Genomic DNA, 19,825 nt, shown 5'->3' on the forward strand with positions numbered 1-19,825 from the left:
GGCAGGGGGCAAACGGGGGCGGAAGCCCTGCCGCACGCGGGAGCCGTACGGCTCGGATGTCCTCAGACGTACTCGGTCGGGATGACCGGCTCGCCGCGCGAGAGCTGGCTCGCGGACATCGGCAGCGCGGCCAGCGCGTCTATGTGCCGCTCGCGGGCGCTCTCCAGCGGCTCGCGGGCCACCACCGATCCGCCCTTGACCAGCTCGACCAGGAGCTGGCGGTCGGCGAGCGAGGTCGGTACCACACCGGTGCCGATGACCTCGGCCTCGGCGATCCCGTACGCGTCCGAGCGGCGCGCGGCCCACTTGCGGCCGCCGATCGAGGTCTTCGCGCCGAGCGACTTCTTGGCGACGGGGATCAGCGGGGCCTTCGGGTCGGCGGACTGGGCGCGGGCGACCAGCTTGTAGACCATCGAGCAGGTCGGGTGCCCGGAGCCGGTGACCAGCTGCGTGCCGACCCCGTACGCGTCGACGGGGGCCGCCGCCAGCGAGGCGATGGCGTACTCGTCGAGGTCGGAGGTGACCACGATCTTGGTGTTGGTCGCGCCCAGCTCGTCGAGCTGCTGGCGCACCCGGTGGGCGACCAGGAGCAGGTCGCCGGAGTCGATGCGGACCGCGCCGAGCTCGGGCCCGGCGATCTCGACGGCGGTGCGCACGGCCTCGGCGACGTCGTACGTGTCGACCAGGAGGGTCGTGCCGCGCCCCAGCGAGTCGACCTGGGCCTGGAAGGCGTCCCGCTCGCTGTCGTGGAGCAGGGTGAAGGCGTGCGCGCTGGTGCCGACGGTCGGGATGCCGTAGCGGAAGCCCGCCGCCAGGTCCGAGGTGGAGCTGAAGCCGCCCACGTAGGCGGCCCGCGAGGAGGCGACCGCGGACAGCTCGTGGGTGCGGCGCGCGCCCATCTCGATGAGCGGGCGCCCGCCGGCCGCGGCCGACATCCGCGAGGCCGCCGCCGCGATCGCCGAGTCGTGGTTGAGGATCGAAAGGATCACGGTTTCGAGCAGCACGCACTCGGCGAAGGAGCCCTCGACGCGCAGGACCGGCGAGCCCGGGAAGTAGACCTCGCCCTCGGGGTAGCCCCAGATGTCGCCGCTGAAGCGGTAGGAGGAGAGCCAGTGCAGGGTGGGCTCGTCCACGATCTTGTTCTCGCGCAGGAAGCCGAGCACGCCCGCGTCGAAGCGGAAGTTCTCGACGGCGTCCAGGACGCGCCCGGTACCGCCGACCACGCCGTACCGGCGGCCCTCGGGCAGACGGCGGGTGAAGACCTCGAAGACCGAGCGCCGCCCGGCCGTGCCGGCCTTCAGAGCGGCCTGGAGCATCGTGAACTCGTACTGGTCGGTGAAGAGCGCGGTCGACGGCACGTCCACCGGCAGCCCGAGGTCCGGGGCATTCACAGCGAGCCACCTCGCACTTTCGTCCGGGCCGGGCACACCCCGGCCGGGGTTTTGGGGACCGCCCCCGAAAGGGGGGGCATGTGGGGGATGCTACCCCGAATACTCGTCACTTTGACGATTTCTAGGGGCCCGTTTGTGCGATGAGCCGTCCCGGGTGGCAGCATGGAGGCCGTGGCTGTGATTTCCGGGGGTGCCCCCGGATCCCCGGCAGGCTGTGATTTCCGGGGGTCGACCCCCGGACCCCCGGCAGGAAAGACAAGGTCGCCCAGAGCCGTGAGTGTTGCCCCCGTAGAGATCGAACGCCCCGAGTCGGCGGAGCAGAGCCGGCCCGTCGCCGAACCCGACGTGCCCTGGGTGACGCTCGTGCACAACGACCCCGTCAACCTGATGAGTTATGTGCAGTACGTCTTCCAGTCCTACTTCGGCTACTCGAAGGACAAGGCCCACAAGCTGATGCTCGACGTGCACCACAAGGGACGGGCCGTGGTTTCCAGCGGCAGCCGCGAGGAGATGGAGCGCGACGTGCAGGCGATGCACGGCTACGGGCTCTGGGCGACGCTCACCCAGGACCGCGGCTGATGGCCGGTCACTTCGAGGCCCTGCCCCGCGGCGGCGCCGCGGTCGCGCTCGACGAGGTCGAGATCGCCATCCTGCGCTCGCTCGCCGTCCAGCTGCTCGAACTCATCGGGCCCGGCGACGAACCGGCCGAGGACGCGGACCCGCTGGCCGCCCTGTTCGCCGAGGGCCCGAGCGAGCCGCCCGCCGACCCGGCGCTCGCCCGCCTCTTCCCCGAGGCGTACGCGAGCGAGGAGAGCGACGAACTGCGGGCCAAGTCGGCCGAGTTCAGGCGCTTCACCGAGAACGACCTGCGCGCCCGCAAGCGCACCGACGCCCTCGCGGTCGTGCGCGGCCTCGACGCGCTGAGCCCCAAGGGCGACGGCGGAGCGGTCCTCGAGCTGACCGCCGAGGATTCGCAGCACTGGCTGGGCGCGCTCAACGACCTGCGCCTGACCATCGGCACCCGCCTCGACGTCACCGACGAGGAGGAGAGCGAAGAGCTCTACCGGCTGCCGGACGACGATCCGCGCAAGCCGATGGTTATGGCTTATTTGTGGCTGGGTGTGCTGCAGGAAACACTCATCGAAACGCTCATGCCCTGACCGGTCGGCCGGGAGATGGCCGTTCGCTCAGCGGACGCTCAAATCCGTATAACGATCCCGTCACCACATCGACCTCCTTTGTCATGGCGAGGGCCTTTTGTCCGCTTCTTCCTGTGGTGTGCGTCACAGTGGCCAATATGGATCACCCATAAGGCCGTGATAAATCTTCACGACCACCCGGGGACGCCACCCATGTCCCCGGGGGCGCTTTGACCGGCTGACCGCCGGTGGCACTCCATCCACATCCGGGGGGATCAGGACCTGATCCGTCGCTTCGTGACCGAGGCGGGCGGGTCAGCATGGAGAAAGGCGCACCACCATGACCTCAGCGCAGGTCGACAAGCACGACGACCGTCCTGCCGGCAATGAGGCCGCGGGGACCGCCCAGGCTCCGGGCGAAGGCTCGGGCGAGGGATATCAGCGGGGCCTCGGGGCCCGGCAGATCCAGATGATCGCGATCGGCGGTGCCATCGGCACCGGCCTCTTCCTCGGCGCGGGCAAGGCCATCTCGAAGGCCGGCCCCAGCCTCATCCTGGCCTACGCCATCGCCGGCCTGGTCATCTTCTTCATCATGCGCGCCCTCGGCGAGCTGCTCATGTACCGCCCGGTGTCGGGCTCCTTCTCGGAGTACGCCCGGGAGTTCGTCGGCCCGTTCTGGGGCTTCGTCACCGGCTGGACGTACTGGCTCTTCTGGGTCGTCACCGGCATCACCGAAGTCACCGCGGCCGCCCAGTACATGTCCTTCTGGACCCACAACAGCGTCCCGCAATGGCTGTACGCGCTGGTCTTCACGCTCATCCTGTACGCCGTGAACCTCATCTCCGTGAAGCTCTTCGGCGAGCTGGAGTTCTGGTTCTCCATGGTCAAGGTGACCGCCATCGTCGGCATGATCCTGATCTGCGCCGGCATCCTGACCGTCGGCTTCTCCGACGCCGCGGACACCGCCACCGTCGCCAACCTGTGGAACGACCGCGGGTTCTTCCCCAAGGGCATCGGCGGCACGCTGATGACCCTGCAGATCGTCATGTTCGCCTTCCTCGCCGTCGAGCTGGTCGGTGTGACCGCGGGCGAGTCCAAGGACCCCGAGAAGACCCTGCCCAAGGCCATCAACACCGTGCCGTGGCGTATCGCCGTCTTCTACATCGGCGCCCTGATCATGATCCTGTCGGTCGTCCCGTGGCACGAGTTCCAGCCGGGTGTGAGCCCCTTCGTCGCGGCCTTCGAGAAGATGGGCCTCGGCGTCGGCGCCGCCATCGTCAACTTCGTCGTGCTGACCGCTGCGCTCTCCTCCTGCAACTCGGGCATGTACTCCACCGGCCGCATGCTGCGCGACCTCGCGCTCAACGGCCAGGGCCCGAAGGTCTTCACCAAGCTCACCAAGAGCGGCACCCCGCTGGTCGGCACCACGGTCTCCGCCGCCCTCATGCTGGTCGGCGTGTGGATCAACTACGTGGCGCCCGGCAAGGCCTTCGACTACGTGGTCTCCTTCGCCACCATCTCCGGCATGTGGGCCTGGATCATGATCCTGGTCTGCCAGATCCGCTACCGCCGCCAGGCGGACGCCGGCGCCCTGCCGCAGTCCAGCTTCCGCGCCCCCGGCGCCCCGTACACCAGCTGGTTCGCGCTGATCTTCATCTTCATGGTCATCGTGATGATGGGCATCGACAAGGACTCCCGCGTCTCGCTGTACTGCGCGCCGCTGTGGGGCCTGATCCTGGGCGTCTCCTACCTGGTCCTGAAGGCCAAGAACCCCGGGAACAAGGCGTTCGAGAAGCGCAACTAATGCTCTGATCTGGGCGTTCTCACCATTCGGGCCGGTACGTATCGACTGTCGATACGGACCGGCCCGTCTGCTTATCCTTGCCGACATGCTGACCATCACCCAGGCCCTGTACGACCAGCTCGTGGCGCACGCCCGCGCCGACCACCCCGACGAGGCGTGCGGTGTGGTCGCGGGCCCGGCGGGCACCGGCCGCGCCGAGCGCTTCATCCCCATGCTGAACGCGGCCCGCTCGCCCACGTTCTACGAGTTCGACTCGCAGGACCTGCTGAAGCTGTACCGCGAGATGGACGACCGCGACGAGGAGCCGGTGATCGTCTACCACTCCCACACCGCGACCGAGGCGTACCCCTCCCGCACGGACGTGACGTACGCGAACGAACCCGGCGCGCACTACGTCCTGGTGTCGACGGCGGACACGGACGGGGCGGGGGAGTTCCAGTTCCGCTCGTACCGGATCGTGGACGGCGTGATCACAGAGGAAGACGTGAAGGTGGTGGAGGCGTACTGACCCTCAGGGGTCGACCCGTACCATCGATACACAATCTCGAACATTTGGGCGGCAGGACCCAGGAAGCCGGTGTGAATCCGGCACGGTCCCGCCACTGTGACCGGCCCCGTGGAAACCCCGCGGGGCCGGAAGCCAGGAACTGACCTGCCGCCTTCTCCCGACGACAGGGGACGTGGAAATCCCCTTGGAGGAGCTCAGCCATGCTCTGGCGCCGCGCGGCCCTGGCCGCCGCCCTGCTGTTCCCGCTGGCCGCCTGCACGACACAGGCCCGGCCCGAGGCCCAGGGCAGCCCGGCCCCCGGCTTCCCGTACCAGGTCACCAACTGCGGCGTGACGACGACCTTCACCGCACCGCCGAAGCGGGCGGTGACGATGAACCAGCACGCCACGGAGGTGATGCTGGAGCTGGGCCTCGCCAAGTCCCTGGTGGGGACGGCCTACCTGGACGACAAGGTCCTCCCGAAGTACGAGTCGGCGTACGGCTCTGTCCCGGTGCTGGCCAAGGAATACCCCTCGTACGAAAGGCTCCTGTCGGCGAATCCGGATTACGTCTACGGCGGCTACGCGTCCGCCTTCGCGGCGAACGAGGGGCGCGGCCGCGAGGCCCTGGCCAAGAGCGGCATCAAGTCCCGCCTGAACGTGGAGAACTGCCCCAAGGGCCCCGCGACGACGATGAACGAGGTGTACGAGGAGGTCCGCGAGGTGGGCCGGACGTTCGGCGTGCCGGAGCGGGCGGAGTCGTGGGTGAAGGCGGCCGAGGCCACGAACGCGAGGACGCGGGCGGCCCGGAAGGGTGCGGCCCCCGTCCCGGTCTTCGTCTACGACAGCGGAGACAAGACGGCGTTCACGGTGGGCGGCAAAGGCATCGGCAACGACATCGTGACGCGGGCGGGCGGCCGCAACGTCTTCGCGGCCGACCTCAAGGACAAGTCGTTCGGCGACGCGAGCTGGGAAAACGTGGTGGCCCGCGCGCCAGAGACGATCCTGATCCTGGACTACGGCGGCACGAGCGTGGAAGCGAAGAAGCAACGCCTGCGCGACGACCCGGCACTGGCATCCGTCCCGGCCGTCAAGAACAACCGCTTTGCGGTCCTGCCGCTGTCGGACATGGTGACGGGAGTCAGAGCCCCGGACGCGGTGACGAAGCTCGCGGGACAGCTGCGGGCGGGGGCGGGGGAGTGAGGGCCTTCGCGCAGACCCTGCCGGAGGCCGTCGAGGGGGTCCGCTCGTGACCCCGCGTCGGCGGTACCCCCTTGTGCTCGGGGTGCTCGCAACAGTGCTGGTCGCTGCCGCCGGAGCCGGGCTCGCGCTCGGTTCGGTGCGGATACCCGCAGGGGACGTGCTGGGGATCGTCACCGGTTCGGCGGAGCCGGGCCCGTACCGGACCATCGTGCTCGACGTGCGGCTGCCCCGCGTCGTGCTCGGGGCCGTCACCGGAGCCGGGCTCGCCGTCATCGGGACCGTGCTCCAGGCCCTCGTGCGCAACCCCCTCGCCGACCCCTTTCTGCTCGGCGTGTCCAGCGGGGCCTCCGCCGGGGCCGTCGCCGTGATCGTGCTCGGGGTGGGGGCCGGGGTGGCCACCACCGTCGCGCTGCCCGCCGCCGCCTTCGCGGGGGCGCTCGCCGCCCTGGTCCTCGTGTACGGACTGGCCAGACGCGGCGGCTCCATGACGGGCGGCCGTCTGGTCCTGGCCGGCGTCGCCGTCTCCTACGTCCTGTCCGCACTGACCAGCCTGATCCTGGTGACCTCGGCCGGCGCCGAACACGTACAGGAAGTCCTGCACTGGACGCTCGGCGGACTCGGCGGCGCCCGCTGGGACATGCTCGCCCTGCCCACCACGGCCCTCACCCTCGGCACCCTCGTCCTGATCGCCCTGGCCCGCCCCCTGGACCTGCTGCTCGTCGGCGAGGAGGGCGCCACCGTGCTCGGCCTCGACACCGGCCGGTTCCGGGCGGGAGTGTTCGTGCTCGCCTCCCTGCTCACCGGCATCCTCGTCGCGTACAGCGGAGCCATCGGCTTCGTCGGCCTGATGGTTCCGCACGCCGCCCGCATGGCCGTAGGCGCCGCCCACCGCACCCTGCTCCCCGTCGCGGCCCTCGGCGGCGCCGCCTTCCTCGTCCTCGCCGACCTCGCCGCCCGCACCGTCGCCGCCCCGCAGGACATCCCCGTCGGCGTGCTCACCGCCCTCACCGGCGGCCCGTTCTTCCTCTGGATGCTGCGCGGCCGCCGGGCCGGCGCGGAAGGCAGCCCCGCATGACGACCCTGCGCGCCGAGTCGCTCTCGTACACCACACCCCAGGGCCGCACCCTGCTCTCCGACATCACCCTGCACGCCGCCGACGGCGAGACCGTCGCCCTGGTCGGCCCCAACGGCAGCGGCAAGACGACTCTGCTGCGCTGCGTCTACGCCGCCCTGCGCCCCACCGGCGGCCGCGTCCTGCTCGACGGCGCCGATCTGCACGCCCTGCCGGTCAAGGCCCGCGCCCGCCGCATCGCGACCGTCCCGCAGGACGCCGACGCGGGAGGCATCGAGCTGACCGTCCGCGAGATCGTCGCCATGGGCCGCTCCCCGCACCACCGCTTCTGGGAGGCCGACACCGCCGCCGACGACACCCTCGTACGCGAGGCGCTGGCCCGCGTGGGCATCGCGGACCTCGCTGCCCGTCCCTTCCCCTCCCTCTCCGGCGGCGAACGCCAGCGCGCGCTGGTCGCCCGCGCCCTCGTGCAGCAGCCGGACGTCGTCGTCCTGGACGAGCCGACCAACCACCTGGACATCCGCTACCAGCTCGAAATCCTTTCCCTGGTAAGGGAGTTGGGCACGGTCAACCTGCTCGCCCTGCACGATCTGAACCTCGCCGCGTACTACTGCGACCGCATCTGCGTCCTGGCCGGCGGCCGCATCGTCGCCGCGGGCCCGCCCGCCGACGTCCTCACCGCGGAACTCCTGAGGGAGGTGTACGCAGTGAACGCCGAGGTCGGCGTTCACCCGGTCACCGGCGCACCCACCGTCGTCTACCTGCCGCCCGCACGGGTCACGGCAACATCCTGACCGCACCTCGCTCGCATCCTGACCGCATCCTGAGCGGAATCCGTCCAGGATGCGAGATCACATTCCGGGAAGCGGACCGGGAATCTATACGATGACCCCATGGTTTCGAACGACGTGAGCGACAAGACGCCGAGCAGCGGCCCCGCCCTGCTGCTCGTGGCGCGGCTGCACGTCGACCTGTGCCGTCTCGCCAGCGCGATCTGTACGGCCCGCGCAGCCGCCGTCTGACGCCGCGCGCCCCCGCAGCAACGCACCACCGCACGCCCGACGGCGTGCGGCGCGCGGACCCGAGCCCGACCCGCGCCCACCTGCCTCTCCCTTTAGATCAGGAGCCCACGCCATGGCCATCGAGGTCCGCATCCCGACCATCCTCCGCACCTACACCGACGGCGCCAAGGCCGTCGAAGGCAGCGGCGCCACCCTCGCCGACCTGTTCAACGACCTCGACGCCCGGCACACCGGCATCCGCGAGCGCATCGTCGACGGCGACAACCTGCGCCGCTTCGTGAACGTGTACCTCAACGACGAGGACGTCCGCTTCCTCGACGGCATCAACACCAAGCTGGCCGACGGCGACAACGTCACGATCCTGCCCGCCGTCGCGGGCGGCTCGCTCTGACATGCGCTACGACTCCGCTCTCGCCGCGGTCGGCAACACCCCGCTGGTCCGCCTCCCGCGCCTGTCCCCCTCGGACGACGTACGGATCTGGGCCAAGCTGGAGGACCGCAACCCGACCGGTTCGATCAAGGACCGGCCGGCCCTCCACATGGTCGAACAGGCCGAGAAGGACGGCCGGTTGACGCCGGGCTGCACCATTCTCGAACCCACCAGCGGCAACACCGGCATCTCGCTCGCGATGGCCGCGAAGCTCAAGGGCTACCGCATCGTGTGCGTGATGCCGGAGAACACCTCCCAGGAGCGCCGCGACCTGCTCGCGATGTGGGGCGCGGAGATCGTCTCGTCCCCGGCGGCGGGCGGCTCCAACACGGCGGTGCGGGTCGCCAAGGAGCTGGCCGGGCAGAACCCGTCCTGGGTGATGCTCTACCAGTACGGAAACCCGGACAACGCGGGCGCCCACTACGCCACGACCGGCCCGGAGATCCTCACCGACCTGCCCTCCATCACCCACTTCGTGGCAGGCCTCGGCACCACCGGAACGCTGATGGGCGTCGGCCGCTACCTGCGCGAGAACGTCCCCGGCATCCAGATCGTCGCCGCCGAACCCCGCTACGACGACCTGGTCTACGGCCTGCGCAACCTCGACGAGGGCTTCGTACCCGAGCTGTACGACGCCTCCGTCCTGACCACCCGCTTCTCGGTCGGCTCGGCCGACGCGGTGACCCGCACCCGCGAGCTCCTCCAGCAGGAGGGCATCTTCGCGGGCGTCTCCACGGGCGCCGCGCTGCACGCCGCGATCGGCGTCGGCAAGAAGGCCGTCAAGGCGGGCACCCCCGCCGACATCGTCTTCGTCGTCGCCGACGGAGGCTGGAAGTACCTGTCGACCGGCGTCTACACCGCCCCGACGACCGAGGCCGCGATCGAGACCCTCCAAGGCCAGCTCTGGGCCTGAGGCCCTCCCCGCACGGGACCGGGCCGCGTCACCCCGCCAGGTGGCGGACCTGGTCCCACAGGGCCGGGTCCACCACGCCCACCCGGCGGCGGAACGCCCACACCCCGACCTCACGCAGTTCGTCGGTCTCCAGAAAGCTGGGCCGCCCGTGCGCGTCGGCCACCGTGCCGGGCGCCAGCGGAATGACCCCGGCCCGCTCGTCGTGGTACTTGCTGGTGATCTTCGCGACGGTCACCGCGTCACCCCGCACCCGCAGCACCAGACACGGACGGTCCTTGCCGCCCGGAACATCCTCGTAGGGCACCTCGGCCCACCAGATCTCCCCGGCCTTCGGGAGCCGCCCCGCACCCCGGCCCGTCCCCGCCGGGCGGCCCGGCGGCCGGGTGCGCCCACCGGGCCTGCGCGCCGAACGCCCGCGCCCGTCCATGGCGGCCGCGACCAACGCGAGAGCCACCACGGCCCCCAGTGCCAGCCACCACGACGTGTCCATATCCCAGACGTTACCGGCGCACCACCCACCGCGCGCGCTCCGTGCCGACACCATCCGAACCGGTGACAGCGCAGGTGAGTTCCCCCACAACGGCCCGCTCCAAAGGAGCGAGGGGCCTTGTGGCGCCTTACGCTCGACGCACCGCAGCCCTTCCCCGCGGCCGCCCCGCCCCCTTCAACGACAGGCTTCGCCTGGCCCCTCTTTGTTTCCGGAGGTTCACGCTCCATGAAGCTCACCGTCGTCGGCTGTTCCGGGTCGTTCCCGTCCGCGGAATCGGCCTGCTCCAGCTACCTCGTCGAGGCAGACGGCTTCCGGCTGCTCCTCGACATGGGCAACGGAGCCCTCGGTGAGCTGCAGCGCCACATCGGCCTGTACGACCTCGACGCGATCTTCCTGTCGCATCTGCACGCCGACCACTGCATCGACATGTGCGGCTACTTCGTCGCCCGCTACTACCGCCACGAGGGCGGCCGCTGCGCGCCGATGCCGGTGTACGCGCCGGAGGGCGCCGAACAGCGCCTGACCACGGCGTACGCGGACACGCCCTCCGCGTCCTCGATGAGCGAGGTCTTCGACTTCCACACCCTGAAGCCGGGCACCTTCGACATCGGCCCCTTCTCGGTGCGTACGGAGCGGGTGTGCCACCCCGTCGAGGCCTACGGCATCCGCATCGAGCACGGCGGCAGCACGCTGGTCTACTCCGGCGACACCGGCGTCTGCGCCGCCGTCGACGAACTGGCCGAGGGCGCCGACCTGTTCCTGTGCGAGGCCTCCTTCACCTACGGCAAGGAGGACATCCCGGCGCTGCACCTCAACGGCCGCGAGGCGGGCCAGATCGCGGCCCGCGCCGGGGCGGGCCGCCTGGTCCTCACCCACATCCCGCCGTGGACGGACGGCGAGGTCAACCTGGCGGACGCCCGAGCCGTCTACTCGGGCCCGACAGAACTGGCGGCGCCGGGCGCGGTGTACGAGCTCTGAATCCGTACGACGAAGGCCCCCGGAACCGTGTGGTTCCGGGGGCCTTCGTACGGCGTCGAACGGGTTACTTCGCCTCGGCCTTGAGCAGCTCCGCCAGCTCTTCGTCGGACTCGCGGCCCGGCGTCGGCAGGTTGAACTTGGTGATCGCGAACCGGAAGATCACGTAGTAGACCACCGCGAAGCAGAGGCCGACGAGCGCCAGGCCCAGCGGGTTGGTGGCCTTGCCGAGGTTCAGCACGTAGTCGATCGCGCCGGCGGAGAAGCCGAAGCCGTCCTTCATGCCGAGCGCCCAGGTCAGCGCCATGGAGACGCCGGTCAGGACCGCGTGGATCGCGTACAGGACCGGGGCGATGAACATGAACGTGAACTCGATCGGCTCGGTGACACCGGTGACGAAGGAGGTCAGCGCGAGCGAGAACATCATGCCGCCGACGACCTTGCGGCGCTCGGGGCGGGCGCAGTGGACGATGGCCAGGCACGCGGCCGGAAGGGCGAACATCATGATCGGGAAGAAGCCGGTCATGAACTGTCCGGCGGTCGGGTCACCGGCCAGGAATCGGGCGATGTCGCCGCTCTTGCCCTGGTACTCGCCGGCCTGGAACCACGGGAAGGAGTTCAGCAGGTGGTGCATGCCGACGGCGATCAGGCCGCGGTTCGCGACACCGAAGATGCCCGCACCGACCGCGCCCGAACCGACCAGCCACTCACCGAAGTTGTGCAGACCCGTGCCGAGGACCGGCCAGATCAGGCCGAAGACGATGCCGATGAGCAGGCCCGCGAAGGCCGACAGGATCGGGACGAGGCGGCGGCCGCCGAAGAAGCCCGCCCACTCGGGCAGCTTGGTCCGGTAGAACTTCTGGTAGATCAGGGCCACGACCAGGCCCATGACCACGCCGCCGAGGACCTTCGCGTCGACCGGGGCGTCGACCATGACCACCTTGCCGTCGACCGCCTTGGCGATCTTGGGGAGGTTGGAGTCGGTGAACGTGCCGAGCACGTTCTTGAAGACCAGGTACCCGGTGACCGCGGCCAGCGCGGTGGAGCCGTCGGACTTCTTGGCGTAGCCGATCGCGATACCGACGGCGAACAGCAGCGCCATGTTGTCCAGGAGCGCGCCACCGCCGGCGGACATGTAGGTGGCGATCTTGTTGATGAACTCCGGCATCGAGGCGGAGCCCAGCATGTCCTTGTCGCCGAGGCGCACCAACAGCGCGGCAGCGGGCAGCACGGCGACCGGCAGCATCAGGCTGCGGCCGATGCGCTGCATGACAGCCATCACGCCGGCGCCCTTTTTCTTGGCAGCCGCGGGGGCGGCGCTAGCCGTACTCACAACATCCTCCAGTGGGCAAGGCGCCGCCCGGGGGCATGGGAAACTACGGGGGGACGGCGGCGTCTCGGGGGAACGCGGTAAAGCCCGCGTGGTCTACACCAGTGAGTGGTGTAGACCAGTTGTAGCACGGTGAGGGATAGATAAGGAACCTTCGTTTTTGTGGTCTGGGCCATACCCGGCAATACGGGCAAGGCCGACTCCGGGCCGTGACCTTTCCGTTGCCGCGTCGAGCCTCAACGGCCCCCGAAAGACCCGCCGGACGGCGTGCGAAGGCCCCCGGGTCAAGGGGGTCCGGGGGCCTTGCGGAACCGGGCCGAAAGGCCCGGCGTGCAGAGGTGGGCGGGGGATCGCGGAGAACGGCTACGCCTTGATGTTCTCCCTCTCCAGCTCGTCCTCCTCCGGCTCCCGCCCCGGCGTCGGCAGGTTGAACTTGGTGATCGCGAAGCGGAACACCGCGTAATAGACGACGGCGAAGCACAGGCCCACCGGAATGATCAGCCACGGTTTGGTCGCCAGGCTCCAGTTGATGACGTAGTCGATCAACCCCGCCGAGAAGCTGAAGCCGTCCTTGATGCCGAGCCCCCAACTCACCGCCATGGAAACGCCGGTGAGAATCGCGTGGATCACGTACAGCAGCGGCGCGATGAAGACGAAGGAGTACTCGATCGGCTCGGTGATGCCGGTGACGAGCGAGGTCAGGCCGACCGACAGCATCATGCCGCTCACCTCCTTGCGGCGGTGCGGCCTGGCGCAGTGCGCGATCGCCAGGGCCGCCGCGGGCAGCGCGAACATCATGATCGGGAAGAACCCGGTCTGGAACTGGCCGGCCGTCGGGTCGCCCGCCAGGAAGCGCGGGATGTCGCCGTGCACGACCGCGCCGTCCGGCTTGGTGAAGTCGCCGAACTGGAACCAGATGAAGGTGTTCAGGAACTGGTGCAGACCGATCACCAGCAACGCACGGTTGGCGACGCCGAAGATGCCCGAACCGGCCGCACCCAGGTCGACGAGCCACTTGCTGAAGCTGGTCAGCGCGTCACCGACCGGCGGCCAGATCCACAGGCACAGCACCGAGAACACGATCGCGACCCCGGCCATGATGATCGGCACGAGCCGGCGCCCGTTGAAGAACCCGAGCCAGTCCACCAGCTTCGTACGGTGGAAGCGCTGCCAGAAGTACGCGGTGAGCAGGCCCATCACGATGCCGCCGAAGACGCCCGGATTCTGGTACGTGGCCAGCACGGCCGAGCCGTCCTTGGCGACACAGGCGCCCGCCGCGAGCTTCGCACCGGCGGCGCAGTCCTTCGGGAACTGCTGGAGCACCCCGAAGTAGACGAGGAATCCGGCCACCGCCGCGAGCGCGGTCGAGCCGTCGGCCTTCTTCGCCATGCCGATCGCGACGCCCACGCAGAACAGCAGGGGCAGCCCGAGCGCGCCGTTGAGCAGGGCGCCGCCCGCGCCGTTGAACACCTTGGCGACGTCGTTCCAGCCGAGCCCGGTCTTGCCGAACACGTCGTCCTGGCCGAGCCGGTTGAGAATGCCCGCCGCGGGCAGCACGGCGATCGGCAGCTGGAGGCTGCGGCCCATCTTCTGCAGCCCCTGGAACAGCCCGTTCCACCACTTGGGCTGCGGAACCGCGGCCGCATTGCTCGCACTCATCGGCAACCTCCAGGCATGGGGAAACAAGCCCGCTCGGACGGTCGTTGCACACTGGTGTAGACCAGTTGCGGTATCGTCCGGAGAGGCCCCTCGCGGGACATGGCTCCGGTGATCGCCATCCTTGGCCAGGCACAATGTGCTCGCGCGCATAGCTGGGCCAAACGTGGGTTAACGTGACAAAGCGGACCTACCGTGGGCCGACACAGCGTTCTTCAAGAACCAGGAGAGACACATGGCCAGCAAGGCTGAGAAGATCGTCGCCGGCCTCGGCGGTATCGAGAACATCGAGGAAGTCGAAGGCTGCATCACCCGCCTGCGCACCGAGGTCATCGACCCGAGCAAGGTCGACGAGGCCGCCCTCAAGGCCGCCGGCGCCCACGGCGTCGTCAAGATGGGCACGGCCGTCCAGGTCGTCATCGGCACGGACGCGGACCCCATCGCCGCGGACATCGAAGACATGATGTGAGCAACCCGCTCCCGCAAAGGCCCCTCCCGCTCCGGGAGGGGCCTTTCGCGTACGCACGCAACGCACGTCGGCGGGATCCGGCGGGCGCGCCCCGCTCCCCAGCCTCTCGCGTACGCACGGAACGCACCCCCAGCACCATCACCTAGGCTCATAGCCATGTCTCGTATCGACGGCCGCACCCCCGAACAGCTCCGCCCCGTCACCATCGAACGCGGATGGAGCAAGCACGCCGAGGGCTCCGTCCTCATCTCCTTCGGTGACACCAAGGTCTTCTGCACCGCCTCCGTAACCGAAGGCGTACCGCGCTGGCGCAAGGGCAGCGGCGAAGGCTGGGTCACCGCCGAATACTCCATGCTGCCCCGCTCCACCAACACCCGCGGCGACCGCGAATCCGTCCGCGGCAAGATCGGCGGCCGCACCCACGAGATCTCCCGCCTCATCGGCCGCTCCCTGCGCGCCGTCATCGACTACAAGGCCCTCGGCGAGAACACCATCGTCCTGGACTGCGACGTCCTCCAGGCCGACGGCGGCACCCGCACCGCCGCCATCACCGGCGCCTACGTCGCCCTCGCCGACGCCATCACCTGGGCCCAGGGCAAGAAGCTCGTCAAGCACGGCCGCCGGCCGCTCACCGGCACCGTCAGCGCCGTCTCCGTCGGCATCGTCGACGGCACCCCCCTCCTCGACCTCTGCTACGAAGAGGACGTACGCGCCGACACCGACATGAACGTCGTCTGCACCGGCGACGGCCGCTTCGTCGAGGTCCAGGGCACCGCCGAGGCCGAGCCCTTCGACCGCAAGGAACTCAACGCGCTCCTCGACCTGGCCACCGGCGGCTGCGCCGACCTCACCGCCCTCCAACTCCGCGCCCTGGCCGCGGTGTCCGGAGAGTAAAGAAGCAACCAAGGGGAACGCTTCCCGCGTCATGACGAGTACGGGCGTACGGGCCGACCGTGCGCCCGTCCGTCACTTCCGGAAGCCCTTCCGGAACTCTTGGGGGAGGACCCGACCGATGCGCCGAACCGTGCTCGCCGTCGCCACCGCGGCCCTGGCCGTCACCGTCACCGCCGGATGCGGCGCGGTCGACAAGGCGATCGACTGCGTCAAGACGGCGGACGCCATCGGCAACAGCGTCGACAACCTCGGCAAGGCCGTGGGCAACGCCACCGACAACCCGACCCAGGCCGACCAGGCGCTGAACGACATCGACAAAGAGCTGTCGTCCCTGAAGAACAAGACGGACAACGCCGACCTGTCCAAGGCCGTCGACGACCTCAACAAGGCCGTCGGCAACGTCCGTACGGCGATCAAGAACGGCGACAACACCCCCGACATCAGCGGCGTCACGAGCGCGGCCAAGGAAATCGGCAAGGTCTGCACGCCGTAAGCCCGGGGGAGCGGTGCGCGTCGCTCCCCTGATACTGGGGTCATGACGCGCCTGATCCTCGCCACCCGCAACGCCGGCAAAATCACCGAACTCCACGCCATCCTCGCCGAGGCGGGGCTGCCCCACGAACTCGTGGGCGCCGACGCCTACCCCGAGATCCCCGACGTCAAGGAGACCGGGGTCACCTTCGCCGAGAACGCTCTCCTCAAGGCGCACGCCCTGGCCCGGGCCACCGGCCTGCCCGCGGTCGCCGACGACTCGGGCCTGTGCGTCGACGTCCTGAACGGCGCCCCCGGCATCTTCTCGGCCCGCTGGTCCGGCACCCACGGCGACGACCAGGCCAACCTGGACCTCCTCCTGGCCCAGCTCTCCGACATCGCCGACGAACACCGCGGAGCCCACTTCGCCTGCGCGGCAGCCCTGGCCCTCCCGGACGGCACGGAGCGCGTCGTCGAAGGCCGCCTCCTGGGCACCCTGCGCCACGCCCCCGCCGGAACGGGCGGCTTCGGCTACGACCCGATCCTCCAGCCGGAGGGCGAGACGCGTACGTGCGCGGAGCTGTCGGCGGACGAGAAGAACGCGATCAGCCACCGCGGGCAGGCGTTCCGGGCGCTGGTGCCGGTGGTGCGGGAGCTGTTGGGCTGAGGCCCACATGAAAAACGGCCTGCGCATCGATCTCCGATGCGCAGGCCGTTTGCTGTGCGGCGGAAGGGATTCGAACCCTCAAGCCGTTTCACGGGCCACAGATCCTAAGTCTGCTGTGTCGCCAGTTGCACCACCGCCGCCAGTCGCCCGCCATAGTACCGGGGCGGACAACCGCTGGCAGGTCCGGTCGGAGCGGGATCAGGTGCGGCGTCTACCTCCGCGGCACCATGTGTCGGTGATCGCATGGCAGTTGGGACACAGGAGCCGGAGGTTCTCCGCCCGATCGTCGCTCCAGTCGCCGTTGATGTGATCGACCTCCAGCGTCATCGGCCTGCCCCGCCACTCGGGACCCGTGCCACACCCCGCGCATGCCTCGACCACACCGATCTCGTACAGCGCGCGACGTAGAGTCGCCGCTTGGCTGCGGCGACCTCGGTCGTGCTTCACCAATACCTCTTGGGGAGCTCTGGCCGGCCTCGGCCCGGGCCTGCCGAGTTGATGGGCCTGCCCCAGGAAGTGTGAGGTGTCGACGCCGTCCTCGGCGATCCATTGCCGCAGCAGCGTCCGCTGTCGGGCGTTCTCCGGGCGGTCCAGTCGTCGAAGCGTCGCCGCGAGGGAGATCGAGGCGCGCACTGCCTGACGAAGTTCCGATTGTGTGGGCCGGAGGCGTCGCCCGAGTGGTGGGAAGTGGGAGATGTCGATGCCGAAGTGCTCGAAGCGCTGCCAGAGATAGCGGGGCAGCCGCTCGTAGGACTTGGTGCCGAAGAACGCGATGACCTCGTTGATGTCGCCACAGGACGCCGCCGCTTCAGTGAGCCGCTCACGTGTGTAGCCCGAGGGCCCGCTCATGGCCCAAGCACCCGCCTGCCTTTGCCGCGACCCCGATAAGTATCCGTGGTGGAGTGGCAGTTGGGGCAGAGCAGCCGGAGGTTCTCCGCGCGGTTGTTGCGCCAGTCGCCGTCGATGTGGTCGACCTCGAGTGGTAGTGGATGCCCCTGCCAGGTGGCCTCGTTGCCGCACAGGGCGCAACGCTCACGGGTGCCGAGTTCGAGGAGTGCTCTCTTGAGGAGGGCGTTGGGCGTTCGCTGAGCATGCGCTGCGCGGTCCTCACGCAGGATGTCCTCGGGGGTTCGGCGGAGACGGTTGTTCCGCATCCTCTCCGTGCGCGGGGGCGGCCCGAAGTGCGACGTATCGATGCCGTACGCCTTGATACGGCGGCTGATGTTCGTGTGATGACCGCCGACCACGTCGATCCCCAGCCTCCGCAGGACCTCACACACGCTGCTCGAGACCGCGACCACCGGCTCTAGAGCTTCCCGCGTCCAGCGGGTCCCTTCGCGCTCGAAGTGGGCCATGGGTATGCCCAGTTTTCGCATGCGCTCGCGTATGTACCGCCGTGATCCGCCCTTCGGGTCGACCCCGAGTTTTGTCAGTGCCTCCGACAGGGTCCGGGACGAGGCGGCCGCTTCGGCCAGCCTCTCCCGGGTGTACGGGCTCGTGCCCATGAATTCCTCCGCCCCGGCCACGCATTCGCAGCCTCGTACGGAGTAACGAACCGGATTCCGGACAGTCACACCCGGAATCCGGAACGGCCTGCCCCGCTTAAGGGGGCGGGGGTGTTCCCGGCGTGGGCGGGGTCAGATGCCGAGGTCCTTGATGATCTTGGCGACATGGCCCGTCGCCTTCACGTTGTACAGGGCCCGCTCCACCTTCCCCGCCTCGTCCACGACCACCGTCGAGCGGATGACGCCCGTCACCGTCTTGCCGTACAGCTTCTTCTCGCCGTACGCGCCGTACGCCTCCAGGACCTCCTTCGAGGGGTCGCCGACCAGCGTGACCTTCAGGGACTCCTTCTCGCGGAACTTCGCCAGCTTCTCCGGCTTGTCGGGGGAGACGCCGATGACGTCGTACCCGGCGCCCGCGAGCAGCTCCAGGTTGTCCGTGAAGTCGCAAGCCTGCTTGGTGCAGCCGGGCGTCAGGGCGGCCGGGTAGAAGTAGACGATGACCTTGCGGCCCTTGTGTGCGGCGAGCGAGACCTCGTTGCCGTCGGCGTCGGGCAGGGTGAAGGCGGGGGCGGTGTCGCCGGGCTGAAGTCGCTCGCTCATGGGTTTCCTCCGGGAAAGGCCGAGGGTGTGGCGTACAACGTCAGAGCCTAATGGGGGCCTGTGACAGTGCATCGGCGGCGGAGCTGACAGACTGTGGAGGACGGATGACCCCATACGACCACCGGAGGCGGCGCAGTGTCGGATGCCAGGACCCCTGCGCAGATCGAGGCGGACATCAGGAGCCGGCGGGACCAGCTCGCGGTGACCCTCGACGAGATCGGGGTGCGGCTGCACCCGTCCACGATCGTCGGCGATGCGAAGGCCAGGTTCGCCTCGGCCGTGGACCACACGGCGGGCCGGGCGTACGTCGCGGTGAACCGTACGGTGAACGACGTGAAGGCGCAGTTCGTGTCCGAGGACGGGGCGCCCCGGATGGAGCGGATCGTGCCGGTCGCGCTGGTCGCGGTGGGCCTGGTCGGGCTGCTCGCGCTGTCGGCGAAGAAGCGGCGGGCCTGACCCTTCGGCGTACGCCCGGCGCCGGGGCGGGTAGGTTCGACCCGTGAGCGAGAACACCCACGACAAGCTGCCCATCCGGATGCTGCACGACCGTGTGCTGGTCCGGTCAGACTCCCCCGAGGGCGAGCGGCGTTCGGGCGGCGGCATCCTGATTCCGGCGACCGCCGCCGTAGGCAAACGGCTCGCCTGGGCCGAGGTGGTGGCGGTCGGCCAGAACGTGCGCACCGTCGAGCCGGGCGACCGCGTCCTGTACGACCCCGAGGACCGTGCCGAGGTCGAGGTGCGGGGCGTGGCGTATGTGCTGATGCGTGAGCGCGATCTGCACGCCGTCGCCTCGGAGCGGGTGTCGGTGGATGCCACCGGGCTGTATCTGTAACCCCTGAGCCAAGGGCTGGTGACCGGTGTCACCAGCCCTTTTGCATGCCCTTTGCTATCGTGGTGGGACCCCGACGAGACGCGTCGTACCGGGTCAGGACAAGACGACGCACCCCGTATGTGTTCGCGTCTTTCGGAGGTGCCGTCATGGCATGGGTCCTGCTCGTCGTCGCCGGTCTGCTCGAGGTGGGCTGGTCGATCGGGATGAAGTACACCGACGGATTCACCCGGCTCGTGCCCAGTGTGCTGACCGGCGCGGGGATCGTCGCTTCGATGCTGTTGCTCTCGCAGGCCGCCAAGACGCTGCCCATCGGTACGGCGTACGGCGTGTGGGTCGGCATCGGCGCGGCCGGTGCGGCGGTGCTCGGCATGGTGGTGCTCGGTGAGCCGGCCACCGCCGCCCGGATCTTCTTCGTGTGCCTGCTGCTCGTCGCCGTGGTGGGGCTGAAGGCGACGAGCGGCCACTAGGCGCTCCCG

At 69.5% G+C, this 19,825-nt stretch carries 25 protein-coding genes, 1 tRNA gene and 2 riboswitches; of the genes, 18 read left to right on the plus strand and 8 right to left on the minus strand.

All coding sequences use genetic code 11. The features are described from left to right. Positions 1-62: 62 nt before the first annotated feature. Positions 63-1,391, minus strand: coding sequence for a nicotinate phosphoribosyltransferase (locus tag IE206_RS26435; protein ID WP_189966237.1), 1,329 nt, complete (start codon positions 1,389-1,391; stop codon positions 63-65). A gap of 273 nt (positions 1,392-1,664) precedes the next feature. On the opposite strand from IE206_RS26435, the gene clpS reads away from it, so the two are divergent. From clpS to IE206_RS26480, 10 genes are all read left to right on the plus strand, one after another. Next, positions 1,665-1,970 carry an ATP-dependent Clp protease adapter ClpS gene (gene clpS / locus IE206_RS26440; RefSeq protein ID WP_189966239.1) on the plus strand — a complete coding sequence of 102 codons (306 nt, stop codon included), beginning with the start codon at positions 1,665-1,667 and terminating at the stop codon, positions 1,968-1,970. Then, positions 1,970-2,551, plus strand: coding sequence for a DUF2017 domain-containing protein (locus tag IE206_RS26445; protein WP_189966241.1), 582 nt, complete (start codon positions 1,970-1,972; stop codon positions 2,549-2,551). The genes clpS and IE206_RS26445 overlap by 1 nt, the downstream gene beginning before the upstream one ends. 319 nt (positions 2,552-2,870) lie before the next feature. Further along, on the plus strand, positions 2,871-4,334 hold the full coding sequence (locus tag IE206_RS26450) for an amino acid permease (RefSeq protein WP_189966248.1): 1,464 nt from the start codon (positions 2,871-2,873) through the stop codon (positions 4,332-4,334). Positions 4,335-4,419: 85 nt separating this feature from the next. Further along, positions 4,420-4,842 carry a M67 family metallopeptidase gene (locus IE206_RS26455; protein ID WP_053729475.1) on the plus strand — a complete coding sequence of 141 codons (423 nt, stop codon included), beginning with the start codon at positions 4,420-4,422 and terminating at the stop codon, positions 4,840-4,842. Positions 4,843-4,878: 36 nt separating this feature from the next. Then, positions 4,879-5,004, plus strand: a riboswitch (cobalamin riboswitch). Positions 5,005-5,042: 38 nt separating this feature from the next. Beyond that, positions 5,043-6,023 carry an ABC transporter substrate-binding protein gene (locus IE206_RS26460; RefSeq protein ID WP_189966250.1) on the plus strand — a complete coding sequence of 327 codons (981 nt, stop codon included), beginning with the start codon at positions 5,043-5,045 and terminating at the stop codon, positions 6,021-6,023. Between the two features lie 46 nt (positions 6,024-6,069). Further along, positions 6,070-7,098, plus strand: a complete 1,029-nt coding sequence (locus IE206_RS26465; RefSeq protein ID WP_189966253.1) for a FecCD family ABC transporter permease — start codon at positions 6,070-6,072, stop codon at positions 7,096-7,098. After that, entirely contained in the window at positions 7,095-7,889 is a 795-nt protein-coding gene (locus IE206_RS26470) for an ABC transporter ATP-binding protein (RefSeq protein WP_189966255.1), read from the plus strand. Before IE206_RS26465 ends, IE206_RS26470 begins: the two co-directional genes overlap by 4 nt. A 99-nt stretch (positions 7,890-7,988) precedes the next feature. Beyond that, a complete protein-coding gene (locus IE206_RS43210; protein WP_264198279.1) occupies positions 7,989-8,117 on the plus strand; it encodes a putative leader peptide in 129 nt (42 codons plus the stop codon). Positions 8,118-8,229: 112 nt separating this feature from the next. Beyond that, entirely contained in the window at positions 8,230-8,508 is a 279-nt protein-coding gene (locus tag IE206_RS26475) for a MoaD/ThiS family protein (RefSeq protein WP_189966257.1), read from the plus strand. A 1-nt stretch (position 8,509) separates the two neighbouring features. Then, a complete protein-coding gene (locus tag IE206_RS26480) occupies positions 8,510-9,460 on the plus strand; it encodes a PLP-dependent cysteine synthase family protein (protein WP_189966260.1) in 951 nt (316 codons plus the stop codon). A gap of 28 nt (positions 9,461-9,488) precedes the next feature. Here IE206_RS26480 and IE206_RS26485 read toward each other — a convergent pair whose 3' ends face one another. After that, positions 9,489-9,950, minus strand: coding sequence for a type II toxin-antitoxin system PemK/MazF family toxin (locus tag IE206_RS26485; protein ID WP_189966262.1), 462 nt, complete (start codon positions 9,948-9,950; stop codon positions 9,489-9,491). A 225-nt stretch (positions 9,951-10,175) separates the two neighbouring features. Between IE206_RS26485 and IE206_RS26490 the strand changes: the two genes are divergently transcribed. Further along, a complete protein-coding gene (locus IE206_RS26490; RefSeq protein ID WP_189966263.1) occupies positions 10,176-10,928 on the plus strand; it encodes an MBL fold metallo-hydrolase in 753 nt (250 codons plus the stop codon). 64 nt (positions 10,929-10,992) lie between these two features. Here IE206_RS26490 and IE206_RS26495 read toward each other — a convergent pair whose 3' ends face one another. Together IE206_RS26495 and IE206_RS26500 are read right to left on the minus strand one after the other, a co-directional pair. After that, entirely contained in the window at positions 10,993-12,258 is a 1,266-nt protein-coding gene (locus IE206_RS26495) for a PTS transporter subunit EIIC (RefSeq protein ID WP_189966265.1), read from the minus strand. 360 nt (positions 12,259-12,618) lie between these two features. Then, entirely contained in the window at positions 12,619-13,914 is a 1,296-nt protein-coding gene (locus IE206_RS26500; protein ID WP_189966267.1) for a PTS transporter subunit EIIC, read from the minus strand. A gap of 232 nt (positions 13,915-14,146) precedes the next feature. On the opposite strand from IE206_RS26500, the gene IE206_RS26505 reads away from it, so the two are divergent. From IE206_RS26505 to rdgB, 4 genes are all read left to right on the plus strand, one after another. After that, positions 14,147-14,380 (plus strand): PTS sugar transporter subunit IIB, encoded by a 234-nt coding sequence (locus IE206_RS26505; RefSeq protein WP_053729485.1) that lies wholly within the window; start codon positions 14,147-14,149, stop codon positions 14,378-14,380. A gap of 156 nt (positions 14,381-14,536) precedes the next feature. Continuing rightward, complete coding sequence (rph, locus tag IE206_RS26510; protein ID WP_189966269.1) at positions 14,537-15,274, plus strand: ribonuclease PH; 738 nt, start codon at positions 14,537-14,539, stop codon at positions 15,272-15,274. Positions 15,275-15,392: 118 nt separating this feature from the next. Further along, positions 15,393-15,767, plus strand: a complete 375-nt coding sequence (locus IE206_RS26515) for a hypothetical protein (protein WP_053729487.1) — start codon at positions 15,393-15,395, stop codon at positions 15,765-15,767. A gap of 42 nt (positions 15,768-15,809) precedes the next feature. Continuing rightward, positions 15,810-16,412 carry an RdgB/HAM1 family non-canonical purine NTP pyrophosphatase gene (gene rdgB / locus IE206_RS26520; protein WP_189966271.1) on the plus strand — a complete coding sequence of 201 codons (603 nt, stop codon included), beginning with the start codon at positions 15,810-15,812 and terminating at the stop codon, positions 16,410-16,412. A gap of 55 nt (positions 16,413-16,467) precedes the next feature. On the opposite strand, the gene IE206_RS26525 is transcribed toward rdgB, so the two are convergent. The 4 genes from IE206_RS26525 to bcp all read right to left on the minus strand — a co-directional run bounded on the left by IE206_RS26525 (position 16,468) and on the right by bcp (position 18,517). Beyond that, positions 16,468-16,552 (minus strand) — tRNA-Leu (locus IE206_RS26525). Between the two features lie 58 nt (positions 16,553-16,610). Further along, entirely contained in the window at positions 16,611-17,261 is a 651-nt protein-coding gene (locus IE206_RS26530; RefSeq protein WP_189966273.1) for an HNH endonuclease signature motif containing protein, read from the minus strand. Next, entirely contained in the window at positions 17,258-17,917 is a 660-nt protein-coding gene (locus IE206_RS26535) for an HNH endonuclease signature motif containing protein (RefSeq protein ID WP_189966274.1), read from the minus strand. The genes IE206_RS26530 and IE206_RS26535 overlap by 4 nt, the downstream gene beginning before the upstream one ends. A gap of 132 nt (positions 17,918-18,049) precedes the next feature. After that, positions 18,050-18,517, minus strand: a complete 468-nt coding sequence (gene bcp / locus IE206_RS26540) for a thioredoxin-dependent thiol peroxidase (protein ID WP_189966275.1) — start codon at positions 18,515-18,517, stop codon at positions 18,050-18,052. Positions 18,518-18,652: 135 nt separating this feature from the next. Here bcp and IE206_RS26545 point away from each other — a divergent pair, with 135 nt between their 5' ends. The 3 genes from IE206_RS26545 (at position 18,653) to IE206_RS26555 (ending at position 19,816) form a co-directional block, all read left to right on the plus strand. Then, on the plus strand, positions 18,653-18,973 hold the full coding sequence (locus IE206_RS26545) for a DUF3618 domain-containing protein (protein WP_189966277.1): 321 nt from the start codon (positions 18,653-18,655) through the stop codon (positions 18,971-18,973). A 43-nt stretch (positions 18,974-19,016) separates the two neighbouring features. Further along, positions 19,017-19,349 (plus strand): GroES family chaperonin, encoded by a 333-nt coding sequence (locus IE206_RS26550; protein WP_053729492.1) that lies wholly within the window; start codon positions 19,017-19,019, stop codon positions 19,347-19,349. Positions 19,350-19,391: 42 nt separating this feature from the next. Beyond that, positions 19,392-19,462: riboswitch (guanidine-III (ykkC-III) riboswitch) on the plus strand. Positions 19,463-19,495: 33 nt separating this feature from the next. Then, positions 19,496-19,816: a DMT family transporter gene (locus tag IE206_RS26555; RefSeq protein WP_053729493.1), complete on the plus strand. Its 321-nt coding sequence runs from the start codon at positions 19,496-19,498 to the stop codon at positions 19,814-19,816. Positions 19,817-19,825: the final 9 nt, after the last annotated feature.

Source organism: Streptomyces violascens, from assembly GCF_014649955.1.
Classification (GTDB): domain Bacteria; phylum Actinomycetota; class Actinomycetes; order Streptomycetales; family Streptomycetaceae; genus Streptomyces; species Streptomyces violascens.